Here is an 18,885-nt window from a genome sequence, read left to right as displayed (position 1 = left end):
AAACGGCTTGAACGTCCCGCATGAAGGCGTCGCCCCCCCCCTCACGATCCGACAAGACCGCAGCTGCCCGCCAGGCGCGGGAGCATGCAGAGGCCGCCGCACTGCGCGCCAACCTGGCCCGCCGCAAGGCCCAGGCCCGCGCCAAACCCGCCGAGAAAAAGGACGACCCAAAATGCCCGTGATGCCCGACCATTGGATTCGCCAGCAGGCCCTGGAACACGGGATGATTGAACCTTTCGTGGAGAGCCAGAAGCGCGATGGCGTTGTCTCTTACGGCCTCTCCTCCTACGGCTATGACGCGCGCTGCTCAGAGCAGTTCAAGGTTTTCACCAATGTCGATTCGGCGGTGGTGGACCCCAAAGCGTTCAGCCCCGCCAGCTTCGTGGACCGCACCGGGCCGGTCTGCATTATTCCGCCCAACAGCTTCGCGCTGACCAACACCGTGGAATATTTCCGTATTCCTCGGGATGTTCTGGTGATCTGCCTGGGCAAATCCACCTATGCGCGTTGCGGTATTATCGTGAACGTCACCCCTCTGGAGCCCGAATGGGAAGGCCAGGTGACCATCGAAATTTCCAACACCACCCCCCTGCCCGCCAAAATTTATGCGGGTGAAGGCATCTGTCAGTTTTTGTTCCTGAAGGGCGACAGCCCTTGTGAGGTCTCCTACGCCGATAAGGCGGGCAAATATATGGGCCAGCGCGGCGTGTCGCTGCCAAGGATGTAAGCAACAACATGGACTCGATTCGCATTACCGGCGGCGTGCCGCTGCACGGCACCATCGCCATTTCCGGCGCCAAAAACGCCGCCCTGCCGCTGATGACCTGCGGGTTGCTGACGGATGAGCGGCTGACCCTCTCCAATGTCGCCAGGCTGGCGGATATCGCCACCATGTCCCAACTGCTGGCACAGCATGGCATTGAGGTGACGCCCAACGGGCGCAGCCTGACGCTGGGCGGCAAGATCACCAACACCGAGGCGCCTTATGAGATCGTACGGAAGATGCGCGCCTCGATTCTTGTGCTGGGGCCGTTGCTGGCCCGCACGCGGGAGGCCCGCGTCTCCTTGCCCGGCGGCTGCGCCATAGGTACCCGTCCCGTTGACCTGCACCTGAAAGGGTTGGAGGCGATGGGCGCGCAAATTGAGCTGGATGGCGGTTATGTGAACGCCAAGGCGCCGCAGGGGCTGAAGGGGGCGACCATTGTGTTCCCTTTCGTCTCCGTTGGCGCCACGGAGAACCTGCTGATGGCGGCCGCCCTCGCGGATGGCCAGACCGTGCTGAAAAACGCCGCCCGCGAACCGGAAATCACCGATCTTGCCACATGCCTGATCGCAATGGGCGCCAAAATTGAAGGGTTGGAGACCGACACGCTGACCATTGAGGGCGTGAAGGACCTGCATGGCGCGGACCACGCCATTCTGCCGGACCGGATCGAGACCGGCACCTATGCCTGCGCGGCGGCCATTACTGGCGGCGATGTGTTCCTAGAAAATGCTCGCGCGGCGGATCTGGGCGCGGTGCTGACCTCCCTGGCCGAGGCCGGAGTGGTGATTACCGAAGCGCAAAACGGCTTCCGTGTGACCCGCGCCAACGGGCTACATGGGGTGGATGTGACCACCGAGCCCTTCCCCGGCTTTCCTACGGACATGCAGGCGCAGTTCATGGCGCTGATGACGGTGGCGCAAGGGGCCTCGCTGATTACCGAGAACATCTTTGAAAACCGCTTCATGCACGTGCCGGAACTGGCGCGCATGGGGGCGAAGATCAACATTCAGGGCTCGTCCGCCATTGTGCGCGGGGTGAAGCATTTGACCGGCGCGCCAGTGATGGCGACAGACCTGCGCGCCTCTTTCTCGCTGGTGCTTGCCGCCCTGGCCGCGCAGGGGGAGACGACGATCTCCCGCGTCTATCATCTGGACCGTGGCTACGAATCCGTGGAGCAGAAGCTCGCCGGGTGCGGCGCGCGGGTGGAGCGGGTGGGCTAACCCCCCACCCAGCCGCAGGAGCGGACAAAAAAAAGGGGCCACGGCCCCTTTTTTATTAGAAAATATTTAGGAAACGGTCCCACAGGCTCGGCGGGGCACTGGTTTCCTGCGGCGTGGCGCCGGCGGTGGCCGGTTTGCCGAGGGCGGCGTTTTCCTGCAGGCGGCGCTGCTCGGCGCTGGCATTCACCACCGTCGGGGCGTTAGAATTGTCGTCCATCAGGGAATTGACGAAGCTGCTGGACCGACTGGACACCGCGGCATTCTGGTTCACCTGAGCGCGGATATTGCCCTGCGGCGCCGGACCGGCCTGGTTCAGAAACGCGTTATCGGCGGTAGACATGCTTGGCGGCGCGGTGGGCAGCGCGTTGGCCGGGGCGATGACATTGGCTCCCTCCTGCGCGGCGCTGACCTCCTGCGTGGGCGGCTGGCCGGGATTGGGCGCGGGAAGCTGGCCCAACTCCGGCGGCAGGGACAGCGGCGGCAAGCTGCCGACCTCATAAGCGTTGGGCGGGTTGGCTTCCAGCCCAAAGGTTTTCTTCATACCGGAGCTGCACCCGGCAAGCGCCAGAGCGAGCACGATGGTCGAGGGAACGGCAATGGCGCGGCGTGTTATCATGGCGTCTTCCTATCCTTACCCTTTATCCGCCGCAACAGTCGGCTTGCGGCGGATATTATCGAACATCAGCGCGACCACCCCGCAGACGATGGCGGAATCCCCCACATTGAACACCCAAGGGTAGGCCAGCGCCCCGATATGCACATGGATAAAATCCACCACCGCGCCATAGCGCAAGCGGTCTAGCACATTGCCAACGGCCCCGCCCGCAATGGCGCCCACGGCGAGTGTCACCAGCCAGCTGCGAGTACGGAACATCCAGATCAGCAGCGCGAGCACCACGGCGCTGGCCAGCACCGCGAGCAGAATTTTAGCCCCGAATCCTGCGAACAGCCCGAAGGTGATGCCGTGATTCCAAACCAGCACGAAATCCAGCACCGGCAGCAGTACCAAGAGCTGACCCTGTTGCAGATGCAGGATGTGCAGCACGGCATATTTGCTGGCCTGGTCCGCCGCCAGCACAAAGGCGGCGACCAGCAGGCCGATGCCAAAGCGCATCAGGCGATTTCCTCAACAGCCTCGCAGCAGCGCCGGCAGAGCGTGGGGTGCTTGGCGTTGTCCCCCACCTCCGGCAGCACTTTCCAGCAGCGTTCGCATTTCTGGCCGGGGGCGATACCCGCCTTATTCTCCTCACCAAAGGCGGCTGCGGAGGTGATGCAGATTTCCGCCCAAAAGGCTTCATCACCAAACGTCCGGGCGCCATCGGCCAGCACGGCCTGCGCCTGGAGGGAGGAGCCTATCTGCTTTTCCACGCGCATTTTCTCGATGGCGCCGGTCACATCGCCACGCAATGCGCGAATCTGCGCGAAGCCTTCGGCCAGGGCATCATTTGCCCACGCCTCCGGCGCATCCTCCAACGCGTCCAGATGCACGGACGCCTCGGCGCCGTAACGCGCCATCCAGGCTTCTTCCGCCGTGAAGGGCAATGCGGGGGCGAGCCAAGTGGTCAGGCAACGGAACAGAATATCCAGGAAGCTGCGGCAGGATTTGCGTGTGTGCGAGGACGGCGCATCGCAATACAGGCTATCCTTGCGGATATCGAAATAGAAAGCCGAGAGGTCCGTGGTGCAGAAATGATGGATGGCGGGATAAACGCCGGTCCAATCATGGCCTTCCACCGCCGTGCGCAGCTTGCCGTTCAGCTCCCACAGCCGGTGCAGCAAGAATTTCTCCAGGTCCGGGAAATTCTCGGGCGCAACGCGTTCAGCCTCCGAGAAACCGTCCAGCGAGCCGAGAATCCAGCGGAGCGAATTGCGCAGCCGCCGGTACAGTTCCGCCTGCTGCTTCAGAATTTCCGGGCCGATACGCAGATCCTCGGAAATATCCGAGTTCAGCACCCACAGCCGCAGAATATCCGCGCCGTATTTGTCGTTCACCTCCTGCGGGGCGGTGACGTTGCCGAGCGATTTAGACATTTTGCGCCCCTGCTCGTCCAGTACGAAGCCATCCGTCACAATTGCCTTGAAGGGCGCGCGGCCACGTGTGCCAACGGCCTCCAGCAGCGAGGATTGGAACCAGCCGCGATGCTGGTCCGAGCCTTCCAGATACACATCGGCGGGCCAGCTCATACCCCGCGCTTCGAGCACGAAGGCATGGGTGGAGCCGGATTCGAACCAGACATCGACCACGTCGAAAATCTGCTCGTAATCATCCGGGTTACGGTCGAGGCCCAGGAAGTCGCTGGCCGGGCGGGCGTACCAGGCGTCCGCGCCTTCCTGGGTGAAAATCTCCACTACACGCTCCACCACCCCTTCGTCGCGCAGCGGCTCGTGGGTGCGCTTATCCACGAAAATGGCAATGGGCACGCCCCAGGCGCGCTGGCGGGAAATGCACCAGTCCGGCCGGGTTTCCACCATGGAGCGGATTCGGTTGCGGCCAATCTCGGGCACAAACTTTGTCTCATCCAGCGCGGCGAGCGCCTGTTCGCGGATCCGGTCCTCGCCATCCATGCGGATGAACCATTGCGCGGTGGCACGGTAAATCAGCGGCGCCTTGGAGCGCCAGCTATGCGGGTAGGAGTGCAAAAATTCATTACGATGGACGAGATTGCCCATTTCGGTCAACTTGTCGCACACCGGACCGGCGGCCTTATACACATGCAAGCCCGCGAACAGCGGCACGGAGGGGTAATAGGTGCCGTCATCGCCCACCGTCTCCGGCACTTTGATGCCGTTGGCCTTGCAGAGCGCGAAATCGTCCTCGCCATGGCCAGGGGCCATGTGGACAATGCCGGTGCCCGCCTCCATGGTCACGAACTCACCCAGCATCACCGGCACGGTGAAATCAAACCCCGCATCAGCCTTGGCCAGCGGATGTTGGAAATGCTGACCTTCAAGCGCCGTGCCCTTGAAACGCTCCCCGACGGAGTGGGCGGTGATGCCGACCTCCTTGGCGAAGGCCTCCAGCAATTCCGTGCCGACAATCAGCCGTTCACCGGGCACGGCCAGACTGCCCTCTGCCACCTCATCTACGGTGACGATGGCATATTCCAGTTCATGCCCCGCTGCGAGGCCGCGATTGCCCGGAATAGTCCAGGGGGTCGTGGTCCAGATCACAATGGCGCAGCCCGCGAATGCCCCCTCCGCAGCGGCGGCGGGGAACCGGACATAAATCGCCGTGTCTTTCTTGTCGTGATACTCAACCTCGGCTTCCGCCAGGGCGGTTTTCTCGACCGGGCTCCACATCACCGGACGCAGGCCGCGATAGAGCGCGCCGTTGAGCAGGAACTTGCCGATTTCCCCGGCAATGGCCGCCTCGGAGGCAAAATCCATGGTCGCGTAGCGGTTCGCCCAGTCCCCTGCCACGCCGAGGCGCTGGAATTCCGCCGCCTGCACATCCAGCCAATGCTGCGCGTACTCCCGGCATTCCTTGCGGAATTCCAGAACCGGCACCTGGTCCTTATCCAGCTTCTTGGCGCGGTATTTTTCCTCGACCTTCCATTCAATCGGCAAGCCGTGACAGTCCCAGCCGGGGATGTAATCCGCATCCTTGCCCGCCATCTGCTGGGCGCGGTTGATGACATCCTTATGAATCTTGTTCAGCGCGTGGCCGATATGCAGGTTGCCGTTGGCGTAAGGCGGGCCGTCATGCAGCACGAAGGGCTTTCTGCCCTTGGCGGCGGCGCGCAGGCGGGCCCAGAGGTCCATCTCCGTCCAGCGGCGCAGTATCTCCGGCTCACGCTTGGGCAGTTCCCCACGCATGGGGAACGCCGTGCGCGGCAGGAACACGGTGGATTTATAATCGGTCAGCGTTTCAGTCATGGGAAGCAATCACCTGGCGGCGGAAAACGACACGGCAAGGAAGGCGCAGGAACGCGCGGGAACCCGTTTCAGGCCCGGGTAGGCGGTATAATTCGGTCGTAAGGGCCGGTCATGGCGCATTTATGCGGCCCCGCCCGGCAAAGCGTCAAGCAGGCGGCTGGCTTCGCGCGCATCGCGGGCGATTTGCGCCTTCAGCGCCTCAAAATCCGGGAATTTCTGCTCCTCGCGGATAAAATGGCGGAGTTGCACCACCAGATCCTGCCCGTAAAGGTCGCCCTCGAACGCGAAGAAATGCGCTTCCAGCCGGGATTCGGTGCCGCCCACGGTGGGGCGCAGCCCGATATTGGCCACGCCTTTCACCCATTTACCGGCAATCCGGGCGGTGACGGCATAAACCCCGCGCTGCGGCTCAAGATGCCGTCCCAGCGAGATATTGGCGGTGGGAAACCCGATGGTGCGGCCACGCTTGTCGCCATGCAACACCTCGCCCCTGATGGAGCAGGGTCGCCCCAGCAGCACCGCCGCGCGCTCCGGGTAGCCATCCTGCAACAAACGCCGGATGCGGCTGGAGGAGATGGGCCCCTGCGCGTCCGTGACCTGCGGCACGATCGAGAGGCCAATGCCCAGCGCCTCGGCCTTGGCGCTCAAAAACGCCACATCGCCGCCGCGCCGGTGACCGAAGGCGAAATCCGCCCCGCAGGAAAGATGCACGGCGCTGATACCCTGAAACAGTACCTCCTGCACGAAGGCCTCGGCGGTGAGATGGGCAAATTCAGCGTCGAAGGGCAACTGGTAGAGAATTTCCACCCCCAGCGCCTCCAGCGCCGCCGCGCGTTCCGCCGCCAAGGTCAGGCGGAAGGGCGGGTCCTGCGGACGAAAATATTCGCGCGGATGCGGCTCGAAGGTCAACACGGCGCGTGGCGCGTCCGGACGGGCGGCATGGGCGGCCCGCAGCACCGCTGCGTGACCGGTATGCACGCCGTCGAAATTCCCCATAGCCACGCTGGCCCCGCGAGCGGCGGCAGGCAGAGCGCGCCAGTCCGAATAAATCTTCATGGCTCTGCTAAAGCCCCCACACTTGGCCGCCGGTCAAGGGTGCGGCACAACGGAAGCGAACAAATCCTGAGAGGATCGCGGATGCGAAGTTTCATAAAAGGGCTGGGCGGGCTCGTTATTCTGGTCGTGCTGGTCTGGCTGGGGCTTTGGCTTTACGCCAATATGCGGCTGAAACAGCTGGTCACGGCTGAGATCAACCAGGTCAATGCCAGCGGCACGGCGCATATCTCCTACGACAAGATCGCCACCAGCCGCTCGCCCCTGCTTGCCAGCGTGATGATTAGCCATCCGCACTGGACCTCGCAGCCTGAGCCCTCGGTTCCGGCCGTGACAGCCAGTGCCGCCAGCCTGGGTGCGCATATCAGCCTGCTGCATCCGTTGACCTTGCATGTGGACATGCCGCTGAGTATCGCCATCAGCAGTTCTGAGGCCTCCGGCGCGCTGACCTTCGAGGTGGCAGATATTACCGAGACACTCTCCCCCTCCATCTGGCTGGGCGATACAGACAACCCCATCATCAACGGCGATGCACAGTTCGCGGGCGTGAACCTGCTGGCCAGCAATGGCAGCCTGCAAGTGGCGCAGATCGGCACGCTGACCCTGCATGAATCACTCAACGCCAATGCCAACGCCAGCCAGACCGCCCTGGCCCTGCGGGAGGACATGCATGATTTTAGCCTCTCCCCGATTCTGACCCGGCTGCTCAACCTGCCCTTTGGCGGGAAAATCGAGCATGTCGCCGTCACGGCCCGGCTATCAGGCCCGCTGGACTGGCGCAGCATCGCCAAGCAGGAAGCCAGCTTTCAGGACCAGGACGCGCGCGACAAATTCATGCTGCAAACCCTGCATCAATGGGCCATGGCGGGCGGCAGCGGCCAGGGTAGCCTCAGCCTGAAGCTCGGCCCCTGCCAGCTTAAGGCCGACGGCACCGTGGCGTTCGACAAAGCGGGCCAGCCCTCCGGCAAGACAGACGTCACCGCCGACCATCTGGACCAGTTCACCGGCGCGCTGACCGGCTCCTACCCCGGCCTGCAGGACTGGATCAGCCAGATTGAGGCCACGCTCTCGCCATACCTATCCACCACCACAGATGGCGGGCAGGAGCTGGCCATGCATACGGTCTATGGCAAGGGCGGCATTGTCGTGAACGGCAAAAAAACCGGCGACCTGCCGCCGCTGGACTGGAACAAGCTGCTTAACCCGCCCCCGGCCCCAGCTGTGGCTCCAGGCGACGGCTCGGGAGCGGCGTCTCCATAAACCATAAAAAAGGGGCCAGAACGGCCCCTTTTTTTTTGCCGCCAGACTGTTACTGGCTGGAGGAGATTTTTGTGATCTGGTTCTGCATGGCGCTCAGCAGCGCCGAAACCTGGCCACCATTATCAGTGATCACGCCCGCATAATCGTTGCGGGTGGTAATGCGCAGGGAAGTCCCCGCCACTATCACGTCAATGATCTTGGGTTGGCCCTTGTCCTGCTCCACCACCCAACCAACGTCGGCGGGGGATTTGTCAGGCGCGGTCACTGTGGTATCCACCAGCACGTCGTTACCCTGCTGAGTGGCCTTGTTCACGGTGAAGCTGACGCCCTTATAGGCCTTGATCTGGTAGGTGATGTTGTAGCTCAGCAACTGGTGAAACAGGGTCAGGAACTGCTGTTTCTGTGCCGGCGTCGCCACATGGTTATAGCGGCCGAGAACATAATCCCCCACCTGATCCACCGCGACGATCTGGTTCACCAGATCCCGCAGCTCGGTGGCTTTCTGCCTTTGTGTGCCATCACCATTGACGATGGCAACCAACTTGTCACCAGATTGTTGGATGAAGCTCTTGGCGGCAGCAGGTGCCATGGCCTGCGCGTGAGCAGCACCCGCCATCATGGCAAGCATTGGGACGGAGGCCACGGCCCCCAGAAAGAAGCGGCGAAAATGCATGGTCTGTCTTAAACCCTTACTTTATTGCGCCGGATGGTGATACCAGTCCGGCCAGGTCTTCTTGTCACGTTGCTTGATCTGCTGGAGCTGTGAGGCACGAGATTGGCGATAAAGGCTCCGGAATGTGGCATAAGGATCAAGCGCGGTGGCATTGATCTGATCAATCGGCTGCAGATATTCCGCACGGGTGTTGATCAGGTCGATACCGGTTTCGGCATAGCCGAAATCGGTAAGCGAAGTACTGGCAGGCGCGGCCGCCATGGGGGTGGCGACCCATTCCACCGGCAGGTTCCACACATCGCGGGCGCCGGACGGGCCAAAGACCGGCAGATACAAATACGGCCCGGCGGGTACGCCCCAGCTGGCCAGCGTCAGGCCGAAATCCGTGTCAATCTTGGGATAGCCGAGCGCCGCGGCGGGGTCGAAAATCCCGCCAATGCCGATGGTGGAGTTCAGCAAGAACCGCACGAGGGACGTACCCGCATCCGTGGGGTCGCCTGACGCCATGAAGTTCAGCATCCGCGCGGGCTCACCGATATTTGAGGTGAAATCCCCTACATGGTTGCGGATGCCCTGGGTGGTGACATGCACATAACCTTCGGCCACCGGCTTCATCACATAAGTGTCGAGCACGTTATTGACCTTGAAGAACACGCGGTTGGTGGGTTCCAGAGGGTCATTGAGCTGTTTATAGGCTTGGTAATCCGCCTTATCTGTTTTGGGCGGCGGCGTGGCACAGCCGCTCAGGGCCCCGGCCAGCACCAGCCCGGGGACAGTCACGGCCAAGCCCCTCATCAGCCGGCTTTTCAGCGTCATCTTCATCTCACCTGTCTCCTGGCAACAGCATCTGCGCGTGGCGGCACCATCAATGTGAGTGTCATTACCGTGCCGTCAACCACCGGGCCAGAGCTTCGCGCGCGGTTGTGGCCTTCGCGCCACTTGCGCGACACGGCGTGGCCTGCCACCTAACCCCCTGCACGGAGCGAACAGACCATGACCCATTCTCCTGACAGGCACACTCTGGAACGCTGGGCCGCGGGCGAGCGTATTGCCCCTCTGCCCGCGCGTGACGGCGCCGCCCCGCCCGCGATCTCGTTCGAGTTCTTCCCGCCCAAGACCGAGGGACTGGAAGCCCAACTCTGGCATTGCATCGAACGGCTAGCGACCTTGCGGCCGGATTTCGTCTCCGTAACCTATGGCGCGGGCGGCTCAACGCAGGAGCGCACCCACGCCACCGTGCTGCGAATCGTCAAGGAAACCGCCCTCACCCCGGCCGCTCATCTCACCTGCGTGGGCGCCACCAAAGAGGACGTGAACGCGGTCGCGGAGCGTTATTGGCAGGCGGGGGTCAAGCATATCGTCGCCCTGCGCGGGGACATGCCGGGCGGCGCGCCATATACACCCCATCCCGGCGGCTACGCCTTCGCGGCGGATCTGGTGGAAGGGCTGAAAAAAATCGCGGCCTTCGAGATTTCCGTGGCAGCCTACCCTGAGACCCACCCGCAGGCCGCCAGCCCCAAGGCGGATCTCGACAACCTGAAACGCAAGCTGGATGCCGGGGCGACGCGCGCCATCACTCAGGTGTTTTTCGACAATAACATCTTCCTGCGCTTCATGGATCGCGCCCTGGCCGCAGGCATCAAGGCGCCAATCGTGCCGGGGATTCTACCGGTCACCAACTTCAACCAGGCTCGGAAATTCTGCGAGGCCTGCGGCACCTCCATACCCCAATGGATGGCGGGCATGTTCGAAGGGTTGGATGACGACGTGGAAACCCGCCGCATGGTGGCAGCCGCCGTGGCGGCGGAGCAGGTACGGCTGCTGCAAGCCAACGGCATTGACGAGTTCCATTTCTACACGCTCAACCGTCCGGACCTGACCTATGCCATCGCCCGGATTCTGGGCGTGAAACCGGACCCGGCGGCCTGATCCATGGCAAGCTATCTGGAGGGGTTGAACAGCGCCCAGCGTGACGCCGTGGAAAGCACCGAAGGCCCGGTGCTGGTGCTGGCCGGCGCCGGCACGGGCAAAACCCGGGTGCTGACCACGCGCTTCGCCCATATTCTGCTCAGCCGCCGCGCCTTCCCCAACCAGATTCTTACCGTGACCTTCACCAACAAGGCGGCGCGGGAAATGCGCGAGCGTGTGGCGAAGATCATGGGCGGGCCGGTGGAAGGGCTGTGGCTCGGCACATTCCACGCCCTCTGCGCCCGCATGTTGCGCCGCTGGGCGGAGCGGGTGGGGCTGACCAGCAGCTTCTCGATTCTGGACACAGACGACCAACTCCGTTTGCTCAAACAGATTATGGAAGCCGCGCGGATCGACTTTAAACGCTGGCCACCCAACGCATTGATGGCGCAAATCCAGCGTTGGAAAGACAAAGGCTTCATGCCGGGCCAGATTCCGGTGGCCGAGACCACGGACTTCGCCAATGGCCGGGCGGAGGAATTCTACGCCGCCTACCAGACCCGCCTGCGCCAGCTCAACGCCGTGGATTTCGGTGATTTGCTGCTGCTAATGGTGCATCTCTTGAAAACCGACCAGGAGGTGCTGGCTTATTATCACCGCACCTTCCGCTATATTCTGGTGGACGAATATCAGGACACCAACCTTGTCCAATATTACTGGCTGCGGCTGCTGGCCCAGGGGCATAAAAACATCTGCTGCGTGGGCGATGACGACCAGAGCATCTATAGCTGGCGTGGCGCCGAAATTGAGAATATTCTGAAATTCGAGCAGGATTTCCCCGGGGCGAAAGTGGTCCGGCTGGAAGCTAATTACCGCTCCACCCAGCCGATTCTCGCCGCCGCCTCGCATCTGATTTCCCATAATGAAGGGCGGCTGGGCAAAACGCTGCATCCTGGCCGCAACGATGCCCAGGGCGAGAAGGTTGAAGTGATCTCCTTGTGGGATTCAGAGGAGGAAGCCCGGACCGTGGGCGGGCGCATCGAATCCCTCTGGCGCTCCGGCCATTCTCTGAACGAGATCGCAATTCTGGTCCGCGCCGGGTTCCAGACCCGCTCGTTTGAAGAGCGGCTACTCACACTCGGCGTGCCTTACCGCATTATTGGCGGCTTGCGCTTTTATGAGCGCGCGGAAATACGCGATGCCATCGCGTATTTGCGCGTGCTGGAACAGCCCAGCGACGACCTCGCCTTCGAACGGATTGTGAACACGCCCAAGCGGGGCGTAGGGGATGCCGCGATCCGTAATCTGCACGAGGCCGCGCGAGCCTATAACATGCCGCTGCATGACGCCGCCGCCAAGCTGGTGGCGGAAGGCGGGTTGCGCGGCAAGCTGGCCACAACCATGCGCAACCTGCTGGAGCAGTTCGAGGATTGGCGGAACATTCTGGCCACGCAGGGGCCGGTGGTGGCACTGGATATAGTGCTGGAAGAGTCCGGCTATATCGCCATGTGGAAAGCGGACAAATCCCCAGAAGCACCAGGACGGCTGGAAAACCTCAAGGAGCTTTCCCGCGCCTTGGCGGATTTCGAGACGCTGCAAACCTTCCTTGAGCATGTCGCACTCGTCACCGAGGTTGAGGCGCAGGAAGACGGCGCCAAGGTTTCCATGATGACCCTGCACGGCGCCAAGGGGCTGGAATTCGACACGGTGTTTCTCCCCGGCTGGGAGGAAGGCGTGTTCCCCAACCAGCGGGCCTTGGATGAAGGCGGCAATAAGAGTTTGGAGGAAGAACGGCGCCTGGCTTATGTGGGCATCACCCGCGCCAAGCAACGCGCCATTATTCTGCACGCCGCCAACCGGCGCATCTACGCCAACTGGCAAAGCTCCATCCCCAGCCGCTTTATCGACGAGCTGCCGGAGGAGGTGATCCGCCACTCCGGCTCGGTCCAGCCGCAAGGCGGGCGCATGGCCCCGGCGGCCACGCATTTCCCCGTGCAGGCCCGCCGCCCGGACGCATGGGAGGTGCAAGCCCGCCCTGCCCGAACGCAAAAAATTCCGGTGGGGGCACGGGTGTTCCACCAGAAATTTGGCTATGGCCGCGTCATTGCCGCCGATGACGACCGGCTGGATATTGATTTCGAGACATCAGGAGAAAAACGCGTGCTGGACCGTTTCGTGGAGCGCCAGGATGGCTGAGGAAGTTCTGGAGTGCATCTCGCTCCGCGTCCCCGCTGAAGTAATGGAAACCTTCGAGGCGGCGCTTTCCAGCGTCTGCCGCGCCGTGTCGTTTTATCATGACGAGGACGCGGATGAATGGGACCTGCAAGGCGTGAAGGAACGCGGCGAGTATGAGGACGATCTCGCTGCCGCCCTGATGGTAGCCGAGATGGTCTCCGGCTTCTCGCCAGAAATCACGCGCGGGCTGGTGCCCGTGGGCGGCTGGCTGGCCCGCACCCAGCAAGCCTTCCCGGAACAGCTTATCGGCGCACGGTTTGCCATACGCGGCACCCATATCGAGGGGCCGGAGCTGCCAGGGCGCATCACCATCACGCTTGATGCCGGTCTGGCCTTTGGTACCGGCGAGCATAACTCCACCCGCGGCTGCTTGGTGACGCTGGAGGATCTGGTGAAACGCCACCACCCGCAGCGGATTCTGGACCTTGGCACCGGCTCGGGCATTCTCGCCATCGCCGCCGCCAAACTTATGCATAAAAACGTGCTGGCCACGGATATCGACGCCCGTGCTGCCCGCGTGGCCAAGGAAAATGCCAAGCTGAACGGGGTGGCGGACAGGATTCACGCCATCCAGGCCGATGGCTGGTCGGACTCCCAAATCACCAAGGCCGCCCCGTTCGATTTGGTTTTCGCCAACATCCTGGCTCGCCCGCTCTGCGCCATGGCGCATCATCTCGCCGCACATCTGGCCCCTGGCGGGGTGGCGATTCTAGCGGGACTGCTGAACACGCAGGTGAACTGGGTGGTCTCCTGCCACCGCCGCGCCGGTCTGGTGCTGGAAAAGCGGCTGGTGGATGGCGCATGGTCGATCTTGACCCTGCGGAAGCGTTAACCCTCCTTCCCCGAGAGGGAAACAGCTATGTCAAAGTTCTTGTTGCACCGCAGCAAGCGCTTTGGCATAGTGAGGTCATGGTTTAGCAGGAACGTCCTTCACCGGGGCTCATCCCATTTTGAAGGAGCTGACAATGAACTTCACATCTTCTTTCGAGACAATGGGCGAAAGCATGATCGCCGCCGCCGAAGGTAATCAGCTTATTGGCCAAGCCATCGCCCGTGGCCTGAAGAACGCCTTTGCGAAGCTGGCCATGCACGTACGCGGCGTTCAAACTACGGGCAAGTAACCTCAGAACGCCTGAGACATTAAAACCCTGGGCTAAGCCCCGGGTTTTGATAAACCCATGAATTGACGGTTTGCCAAAGTTTGCACGAGCCCCTCTTCGTTACCGAATAACGTGTAGGCATTGATATTCTGTTCGTTGAGAATGTCCAAAACACGCAAGCGCTCTTCAGACGGCAAGATAAATTTTTTATCCCTTGATTGTCTTGAAGACGCTCACTTTCAGTGATGCTAGTCTCGTGACTGGCGATATATCAGTCATGTCCTCCTCGCTCCTCGTGCTTCTGCCAATGCGCAGAAATCGCGTATTCACCTTGCTGCATAAAATGCCGACGGTGCCCATCATTACGAGTACAAAATCTAAATATTGACGGAAATCCATCGGCACTTTTGAGTCTACGTTCACGCGCATTAAAACATAAATCGTGGCGCCATTTCTTTTTTCTGCAATGTTTTGGAACGCAAAAAATGCCGGGACTAAAATGGATCGCGTCCTATCCAATAGCGGAGATGGAAAACCATGTTGCCGGAGATAGTTTAAGTAATCAAAACCTCTGATCGTCTCTTCGTCCGGGATAGTATAAAGCTAGTCGTCGAAAATAGTTCAATCCATTTGTCGCGATCCATTCCCCACTTTGTATTTGTGGGAATTTCGATCTCGTCTTGTACGATCAGCGCATGAGAAAGGTAATCCAAGAGTGGGATATCAGGATATCCAGCTCTTTCTCAGGTTGTTGCCCACTTCCAGTCAGCATCACAATGCTCTCATGAATAGCAAGTAAGAGCCATTTCCAGTCGTCTCCCCCCGAAGACTCTTTACTTCTGTTACGAATGCTTCCCAGCTCTTGAGACGCTTCTCTTCCATAACCACCTCAAAATAAAGAGGCGCCACATGGGCGCCTCTTAGAGTACTTACTCTTTGTTCAGTGCCCGAGGGCCTGGACGATTTCTTCGGTCATCTTCTTCGCGTCACCAAAGAGCATCATCGTGTTGTCCTTGAAAAACAGCTCGTTCTCCACGCCGGCATAGCCGGAGGCCATGGAGCGTTTCACGAACAGCACAGTCTTAGCTTTGTCCACTTCCAGAATCGGCATGCCGTAAATCGGGCTGGCCGCATTGGTCTTGGCGGCGGGGTTGGTCACGTCGTTGGCGCCGATCACGTACACAACGTCCGCCGTGGCGAATTCGTTGTTGATCTGCTCCAGTTCGAACACTTCGTCATACGGCACACTCGCCTCGGCCAGCAGCACGTTCATGTGGCCCGGCATACGGCCCGCAACAGGGTGGATGGCGTATTTCACTTCCACGCCTTCCTCTTTCAGCATGTCCGCCATTTCCCGCAGGGCGTGCTGGGCCTGCGCCACCGCCATGCCATAGCCCGGCACGATGATGACCTTGGAGGCGTTCTTCATGATGAAGGCAGCATCGTCGGCGGAGCCATGCTTCACGGCCTTGTCGCCAGAGGCACCACCAGCGGCCGCCCCCGCATCGGCGGTATTACCGAACCCGCCCGCAATCACGTTGATGATCGAGCGGTTCATGCCCTTACACATGATGTAGGACAGAATCGCACCGGAGGAGCCAACCAGCGCGCCGGTGATGATCAGCGCCAGATTGCCGATGGTAAAGCCAATGCCCGAAGCCGCCCAGCCGGAATAGGAGTTAAGCATCGAGATCACCACCGGCATGTCCGCGCCGCCAATGGGGATGATAAGCAGGAAGCCGAGCGCCAGCGCCAGCACCGCGATCAGCGAGAACAGCACCGGGCTGCCGCCGGAGACGACAAAGGCGATGATCAGCAGCACCACCAGAATACCCAGCCCGCCATTCAGCCTGTGCTGACCGGAGAAGGTGATCGGCGTGCCCTTCATGAGCGCCTGCAGCTTGGCGAAAGCGATTAGCGAGCCGGTGAAGGTAATAGCGCCGACAGCAAGGCCGATCGACATTTCGATCAGGCTCTCGACATGGATATGATGCGGGGTGCCGATGCCGAAGCTCTGCGGCGCGGTCAGCGCCGAGGCCGCCACGAACACCGCCGCCAGACCCACCAGCGAGTGGAAGGCTGCTACAAGCTGCGGCAGCGCCGTCATTTTGATCTTCTGCGCCACGATCAGGCCAATGGTGCCGCCAATGGCGATGCCTAGCAGAATAATCAGCACCCAGCCCCAATCCATGCCGCCATGCAGGAAGGTCGCCGCCACGGCAATGGTCATGCCGATGATGCCAAACCGGTTACCCCGGCGCGAGGTGGTGGGATGCGACAGACCACGCAGCGCCAGAATGAACAGAACCGCCGCGATTAGATACGCGAAGGAGGTAAGAGACTGGTTCATCGGCCGTTACTTCTTCTTGAACATGGACAGCATGCGGTTGGTCACCGCGAAGCCGCCAAAGATGTTAACGCTCACCAGCACCACGGCCAGGAACCCCAGCACATGCGCCACGATGCTGCCGTGCAGCCCGGTGGCCAGCATGGCGCCGACGATGATGACCGAGGAAATGGCGTTGGTCACCGCCATCAGCGGCGAGTGCAGCGCCGGGGTGACGCTCCAGACCACGTAATAGCCAACAAACACAGCCAGCACGAAAATGCTGAACAGGTAGATGAACGGTGCCGCGGGCGGCACGTGCTGCGCGGCCACGGCGGCCACTCCGGCGGCGTTCTGCGCCAGAATGGAAGCCTGATGGGCCAGGTCCGCCGCCTGGGCGGCTAAATCTGCGGGTGTCATGAATGAAAGCCTCCCTTTGGTTTAATCGGCGGGCTTGAAATTGGGGTGGACGATCTCACCGCCCTTGGTGAGCAGTGCGCCCTTGACCAGATCATCCTCGGGCTTCAGATCCGGCTTGTTGGCTTCCTTGTCCCAGAAGGTCGAGAGGAAGGTGAACAGGTTACGGGCATAAAGCGCGCTGGAGGCCACCGCGATGCGCGCGGGCCAGTTGCGATGGCCGATAATGGTCACGCCGTTGGGGGTGGTAATGGTCTCACCCGGCACAGTCTCGGCGCAGTTCCCACCGGATTCAGCCGCCAGATCCACGATGATTGACCCCGCCTTCATGGAGGCCACCATCTCGGAGGTCACGATCACCGGCGCCTTGCGGCCCTGCACCAGGGCGGTGCAGATCACGATGTCGTTCTTGGCGATGGTGGTGGCCATCAGTTCTGCCTGCTTCTGGCGGAACTCCTCGGACATCTGCCCAGCATAAGGTCCAGTCTGCTTGGCGCTTTCCTCGTCATCCACGCCGACATAGCTGGCGCCGAGGGACTTGATTTCTTCCTTCGCGGCCGGGCGCACATCCGTACCCGACACCACGCCGCCCAGGCGCCGCGCGGTGGCAATGGCTTGCAGACCCGCCACACCGGCGCCGATCACGAACACGCGCGCGGGCGGCACGGTGCCGGCGGCGGTCATCATCAGCGGGAACCCGCGGGTGAAGGCATTGGCCGCCTCGATCACCGCACGGTAACCGGACAGATTTGCCTGGGAGGAGAGCACGTCCATACTCTGCGCGCGGGTGATGCGCGGCAGCAGCTCCAGCCCAACCGCGTCGATCTTTTTCGCCGCCAGGGCCGGGGCCAAGGTGGGATCGGACGCCGCACCCAGCGTCGCCACCAGCAGCGTGCCGGGGGCGATCATCTCGCGCACATTCTCATCCGGCGCGTTCACCGCAAACAAAATCCCGGCCCCTGACAGGGCCGCCGCCGCATCCGGCACAATCTCGGCGCCAGCGGCAATGAACTCCTGGTCGGAAATCGCGGCCTGAAGCCCAGCCCCTGCCTCAATGGCGATGCTCAGCCCAAGCCCAGTCAGTTTTTTCACCGTATCGGGCGTGGCTGCCACGCGGGCTTCACCCGCGCGGCGCTCCTTTAAAACCGCAAGCCGCATTTACCTGTCCTCAAAGTCTATAAAGTTTTGTGAGCAACTTGAGTGAACAAGCAACATATTTCAAGTCGTTCTAAAAGCTGACAAAGCCTTGGCTTTTTAGGACATCTTTGCCAGGGCGGCGGGGCCGGTGTTTATTTTAATGATTATTTAGCAAGTGGAATTTACAGGCTCCGGTAACGCCCCCGGCGCACCGATTCGCACGGCCACATGCCCCTTTTCGGCGGAAAATCCGATATATTCGTAGCTCAGACCTGCCTCGCGGATGAACTCCTGAAACGCCTTATACTCATGCGCCCGCCAGCCGGGATAATTGAAATATTCATCAAAGAGAATCACCGTGCCAGGTACAATTCTTTGCTGCAACGCGAAAAAGATCGTCTGTGTGCTGGTATAAATATCACAATCGACATGAATAAAAGCCGCCGGGCTGGTGTGCGCGGCCAAAAAGGGCGGCAAGGTCTGATCGAACCAGCCCGGATGCAAAACCGCGTTGGGAGGCACTTTCGGCAATTTGCCCCTTTGGGTGAAGGCCCCAGCTTTTTCCTTGGTGCCTGCCCAATCCTCCGGCAAACCGCCAAAACTGTCGAACCCATGCACTTGGCGGACGGTCTGGGTGGCGAGGTTGCGCAGGCTGGCGCCCTTGGCGACACCGAATTCCAGCACCAGCCCCTCCTGCGGCGCGCGAGCGAGGGCAAAACGCGCCAGTTCATTGCGGTCCGCCAGCACCATCGCCTCAGCCATGTGGGCGGTGATGTACGCAATCGCCTCACGCTTGGCCTGCACGCGCAAATCCAGCCAGAGGTCGTTGACATAGATGGAATGCAGCAGCTTCCGGTAAGCCCGCACCAGCAGCCCGGCGCGCAGGCCTCGTTTTAAAATCGCCATCAATTAGG

General features: G+C 61.3%; 19 protein-coding genes. 8 read left to right on the top strand and 11 right to left on the bottom strand.

Annotated elements, in window-relative coordinates:
- Positions 1–20 precede the first annotated feature (20 nt).
- The 3 genes from BUB54_RS20705 to murA are packed head-to-tail and all read left to right on the top strand — an operon-like array spanning position 21 to position 1,986.
- Positions 21–182, top strand: a complete 162-nt coding sequence (locus tag BUB54_RS20705) for a hypothetical protein (protein ID WP_175556470.1) — start codon at positions 21–23, stop codon at positions 180–182.
- Entirely contained in the window at positions 173–727 is a 555-nt protein-coding gene (gene dcd, locus BUB54_RS05655) for a dCTP deaminase (RefSeq protein WP_048878181.1), read from the top strand. Before BUB54_RS20705 ends, dcd begins: the two co-directional genes overlap by 10 nt.
- A gap of 8 nt (positions 728–735) precedes the next feature.
- Complete coding sequence (murA, locus tag BUB54_RS05650) at positions 736–1,986, top strand: UDP-N-acetylglucosamine 1-carboxyvinyltransferase (RefSeq protein ID WP_048878182.1); 1,251 nt, start codon at positions 736–738, stop codon at positions 1,984–1,986.
- A 55-nt stretch (positions 1,987–2,041) separates the two neighbouring features.
- Here murA and BUB54_RS05645 read toward each other — a convergent pair whose 3' ends face one another.
- From BUB54_RS05645 to BUB54_RS05630, 4 genes are all read right to left on the bottom strand, one after another.
- Positions 2,042–2,602 (bottom strand): DUF3035 domain-containing protein, encoded by a 561-nt coding sequence (locus tag BUB54_RS05645; protein WP_048878183.1) that lies wholly within the window; start codon positions 2,600–2,602, stop codon positions 2,042–2,044.
- Between the two features lie 15 nt (positions 2,603–2,617).
- A complete protein-coding gene (gene lspA, locus BUB54_RS05640; RefSeq protein ID WP_048878184.1) occupies positions 2,618–3,100 on the bottom strand; it encodes a signal peptidase II in 483 nt (160 codons plus the stop codon).
- A complete protein-coding gene (gene ileS, locus BUB54_RS05635; protein WP_048878185.1) occupies positions 3,100–5,862 on the bottom strand; it encodes an isoleucine--tRNA ligase in 2,763 nt (920 codons plus the stop codon). Before ileS ends, lspA begins: the two co-directional genes overlap by 1 nt.
- A gap of 120 nt (positions 5,863–5,982) precedes the next feature.
- Positions 5,983–6,918, bottom strand: a complete 936-nt coding sequence (locus BUB54_RS05630; protein WP_048878186.1) for a bifunctional riboflavin kinase/FAD synthetase — start codon at positions 6,916–6,918, stop codon at positions 5,983–5,985.
- An 81-nt stretch (positions 6,919–6,999) separates the two neighbouring features.
- Between BUB54_RS05630 and BUB54_RS05625 the strand changes: the two genes are divergently transcribed.
- Positions 7,000–8,175 carry a DUF2125 domain-containing protein gene (locus tag BUB54_RS05625; RefSeq protein WP_048878187.1) on the top strand — a complete coding sequence of 392 codons (1,176 nt, stop codon included), beginning with the start codon at positions 7,000–7,002 and terminating at the stop codon, positions 8,173–8,175.
- 49 nt (positions 8,176–8,224) lie between these two features.
- On the opposite strand, the gene BUB54_RS05620 is transcribed toward BUB54_RS05625, so the two are convergent.
- The gene (locus BUB54_RS05620) at positions 8,225–8,848 is read right to left on the bottom strand and encodes an MlaC/ttg2D family ABC transporter substrate-binding protein (protein WP_048878188.1); all 624 of its coding nucleotides are present in this window, start codon (positions 8,846–8,848) and stop codon (positions 8,225–8,227) included.
- A gap of 21 nt (positions 8,849–8,869) precedes the next feature.
- Entirely contained in the window at positions 8,870–9,664 is a 795-nt protein-coding gene (locus BUB54_RS05615; RefSeq protein WP_244890751.1) for an MlaA family lipoprotein, read from the bottom strand.
- A gap of 177 nt (positions 9,665–9,841) precedes the next feature.
- Here BUB54_RS05615 and metF point away from each other — a divergent pair, with 177 nt between their 5' ends.
- The 4 genes from metF (at position 9,842) to BUB54_RS20700 (ending at position 14,112) form a co-directional block, all read left to right on the top strand.
- On the top strand, positions 9,842–10,777 hold the full coding sequence (gene metF / locus BUB54_RS05610; RefSeq protein WP_048878189.1) for a methylenetetrahydrofolate reductase [NAD(P)H]: 936 nt from the start codon (positions 9,842–9,844) through the stop codon (positions 10,775–10,777).
- Positions 10,778–10,780: 3 nt separating this feature from the next.
- Positions 10,781–12,952: an ATP-dependent helicase gene (locus BUB54_RS05605; protein ID WP_048878190.1), complete on the top strand. Its 2,172-nt coding sequence runs from the start codon at positions 10,781–10,783 to the stop codon at positions 12,950–12,952.
- Positions 12,945–13,823, top strand: a complete 879-nt coding sequence (locus BUB54_RS05600) for a 50S ribosomal protein L11 methyltransferase (RefSeq protein ID WP_048878191.1) — start codon at positions 12,945–12,947, stop codon at positions 13,821–13,823. Before BUB54_RS05605 ends, BUB54_RS05600 begins: the two co-directional genes overlap by 8 nt.
- A gap of 133 nt (positions 13,824–13,956) precedes the next feature.
- Positions 13,957–14,112 (top strand): hypothetical protein, encoded by a 156-nt coding sequence (locus BUB54_RS20700; protein WP_158320085.1) that lies wholly within the window; start codon positions 13,957–13,959, stop codon positions 14,110–14,112.
- 186 nt (positions 14,113–14,298) lie between these two features.
- On the opposite strand, the gene BUB54_RS22030 is transcribed toward BUB54_RS20700, so the two are convergent.
- From BUB54_RS22030 to BUB54_RS05575, 5 genes are all read right to left on the bottom strand, one after another.
- Positions 14,299–14,667: an FRG domain-containing protein gene (locus BUB54_RS22030; RefSeq protein WP_408735447.1), complete on the bottom strand. Its 369-nt coding sequence runs from the start codon at positions 14,665–14,667 to the stop codon at positions 14,299–14,301.
- A 364-nt stretch (positions 14,668–15,031) separates the two neighbouring features.
- The gene (locus BUB54_RS05590) at positions 15,032–16,441 is read right to left on the bottom strand and encodes an NAD(P)(+) transhydrogenase (Re/Si-specific) subunit beta (protein WP_048878193.1); all 1,410 of its coding nucleotides are present in this window, start codon (positions 16,439–16,441) and stop codon (positions 15,032–15,034) included.
- 6 nt (positions 16,442–16,447) lie between these two features.
- The gene (locus BUB54_RS05585) at positions 16,448–16,837 is read right to left on the bottom strand and encodes a proton-translocating transhydrogenase family protein (protein ID WP_048878194.1); all 390 of its coding nucleotides are present in this window, start codon (positions 16,835–16,837) and stop codon (positions 16,448–16,450) included.
- A 21-nt stretch (positions 16,838–16,858) separates the two neighbouring features.
- Entirely contained in the window at positions 16,859–17,992 is a 1,134-nt protein-coding gene (locus BUB54_RS05580; protein ID WP_073211352.1) for a Re/Si-specific NAD(P)(+) transhydrogenase subunit alpha, read from the bottom strand.
- A gap of 147 nt (positions 17,993–18,139) precedes the next feature.
- Positions 18,140–18,877, bottom strand: a complete 738-nt coding sequence (locus BUB54_RS05575) for a class I SAM-dependent methyltransferase (RefSeq protein ID WP_048880479.1) — start codon at positions 18,875–18,877, stop codon at positions 18,140–18,142.
- Positions 18,878–18,885: the final 8 nt, after the last annotated feature.

Source organism: Acidocella aminolytica 101 = DSM 11237 (assembly GCF_900129125.1).
Classification (GTDB): Bacteria; Pseudomonadota; Alphaproteobacteria; order Acetobacterales; family Acetobacteraceae; genus Acidocella; species Acidocella aminolytica.
The sequence above is the reverse complement of the archived record's forward strand: the minus strand, read 5'-3'. Positions and strand labels throughout refer to the sequence as shown.

Excerpts from the sequence above, each read along its gene's own strand:
- BUB54_RS05590 (WP_048878193.1), bottom strand. The coding sequence starts at position 16,441 with ATGAACCAGTCTCTTACCTCCTTCGCGTATCTAATCGCGGCGGTTCTG.
- BUB54_RS05580 (WP_073211352.1), bottom strand. The coding sequence starts at position 17,992 with ATGCGGCTTGCGGTTTTAAAGGAGCGCCGCGCGGGTGAAGCCCGCGTG.
- dcd (WP_048878181.1), top strand. The coding sequence starts at position 173 with ATGCCCGTGATGCCCGACCATTGGATTCGCCAGCAGGCCCTGGAACAC.
- BUB54_RS05585 (WP_048878194.1), bottom strand. The coding sequence starts at position 16,837 with ATGACACCCGCAGATTTAGCCGCCCAGGCGGCGGACCTGGCCCATCAG.
- BUB54_RS20705 (WP_175556470.1), top strand. The coding sequence starts at position 21 with ATGAAGGCGTCGCCCCCCCCCTCACGATCCGACAAGACCGCAGCTGCC.
- BUB54_RS05630 (WP_048878186.1), bottom strand. The coding sequence starts at position 6,918 with ATGAAGATTTATTCGGACTGGCGCGCTCTGCCTGCCGCCGCTCGCGGG.
- ileS (WP_048878185.1), bottom strand. The coding sequence starts at position 5,862 with ATGACTGAAACGCTGACCGATTATAAATCCACCGTGTTCCTGCCGCGC.
- BUB54_RS05575 (WP_048880479.1), bottom strand. The coding sequence starts at position 18,877 with ATGGCGATTTTAAAACGAGGCCTGCGCGCCGGGCTGCTGGTGCGGGCT.
- BUB54_RS05605 (WP_048878190.1), top strand. The coding sequence starts at position 10,781 with ATGGCAAGCTATCTGGAGGGGTTGAACAGCGCCCAGCGTGACGCCGTG.
- BUB54_RS05625 (WP_048878187.1), top strand. The coding sequence starts at position 7,000 with ATGCGAAGTTTCATAAAAGGGCTGGGCGGGCTCGTTATTCTGGTCGTG.
- lspA (WP_048878184.1), bottom strand. The coding sequence starts at position 3,100 with ATGCGCTTTGGCATCGGCCTGCTGGTCGCCGCCTTTGTGCTGGCGGCG.
- BUB54_RS05620 (WP_048878188.1), bottom strand. The coding sequence starts at position 8,848 with ATGCATTTTCGCCGCTTCTTTCTGGGGGCCGTGGCCTCCGTCCCAATG.
- metF (WP_048878189.1), top strand. The coding sequence starts at position 9,842 with ATGACCCATTCTCCTGACAGGCACACTCTGGAACGCTGGGCCGCGGGC.
- BUB54_RS20700 (WP_158320085.1), top strand. The coding sequence starts at position 13,957 with ATGAACTTCACATCTTCTTTCGAGACAATGGGCGAAAGCATGATCGCC.
- BUB54_RS05645 (WP_048878183.1), bottom strand. The coding sequence starts at position 2,602 with ATGATAACACGCCGCGCCATTGCCGTTCCCTCGACCATCGTGCTCGCT.
- murA (WP_048878182.1), top strand. The coding sequence starts at position 736 with ATGGACTCGATTCGCATTACCGGCGGCGTGCCGCTGCACGGCACCATC.
- BUB54_RS05615 (WP_244890751.1), bottom strand. The coding sequence starts at position 9,664 with ATGACGCTGAAAAGCCGGCTGATGAGGGGCTTGGCCGTGACTGTCCCC.
- BUB54_RS05600 (WP_048878191.1), top strand. The coding sequence starts at position 12,945 with ATGGCTGAGGAAGTTCTGGAGTGCATCTCGCTCCGCGTCCCCGCTGAA.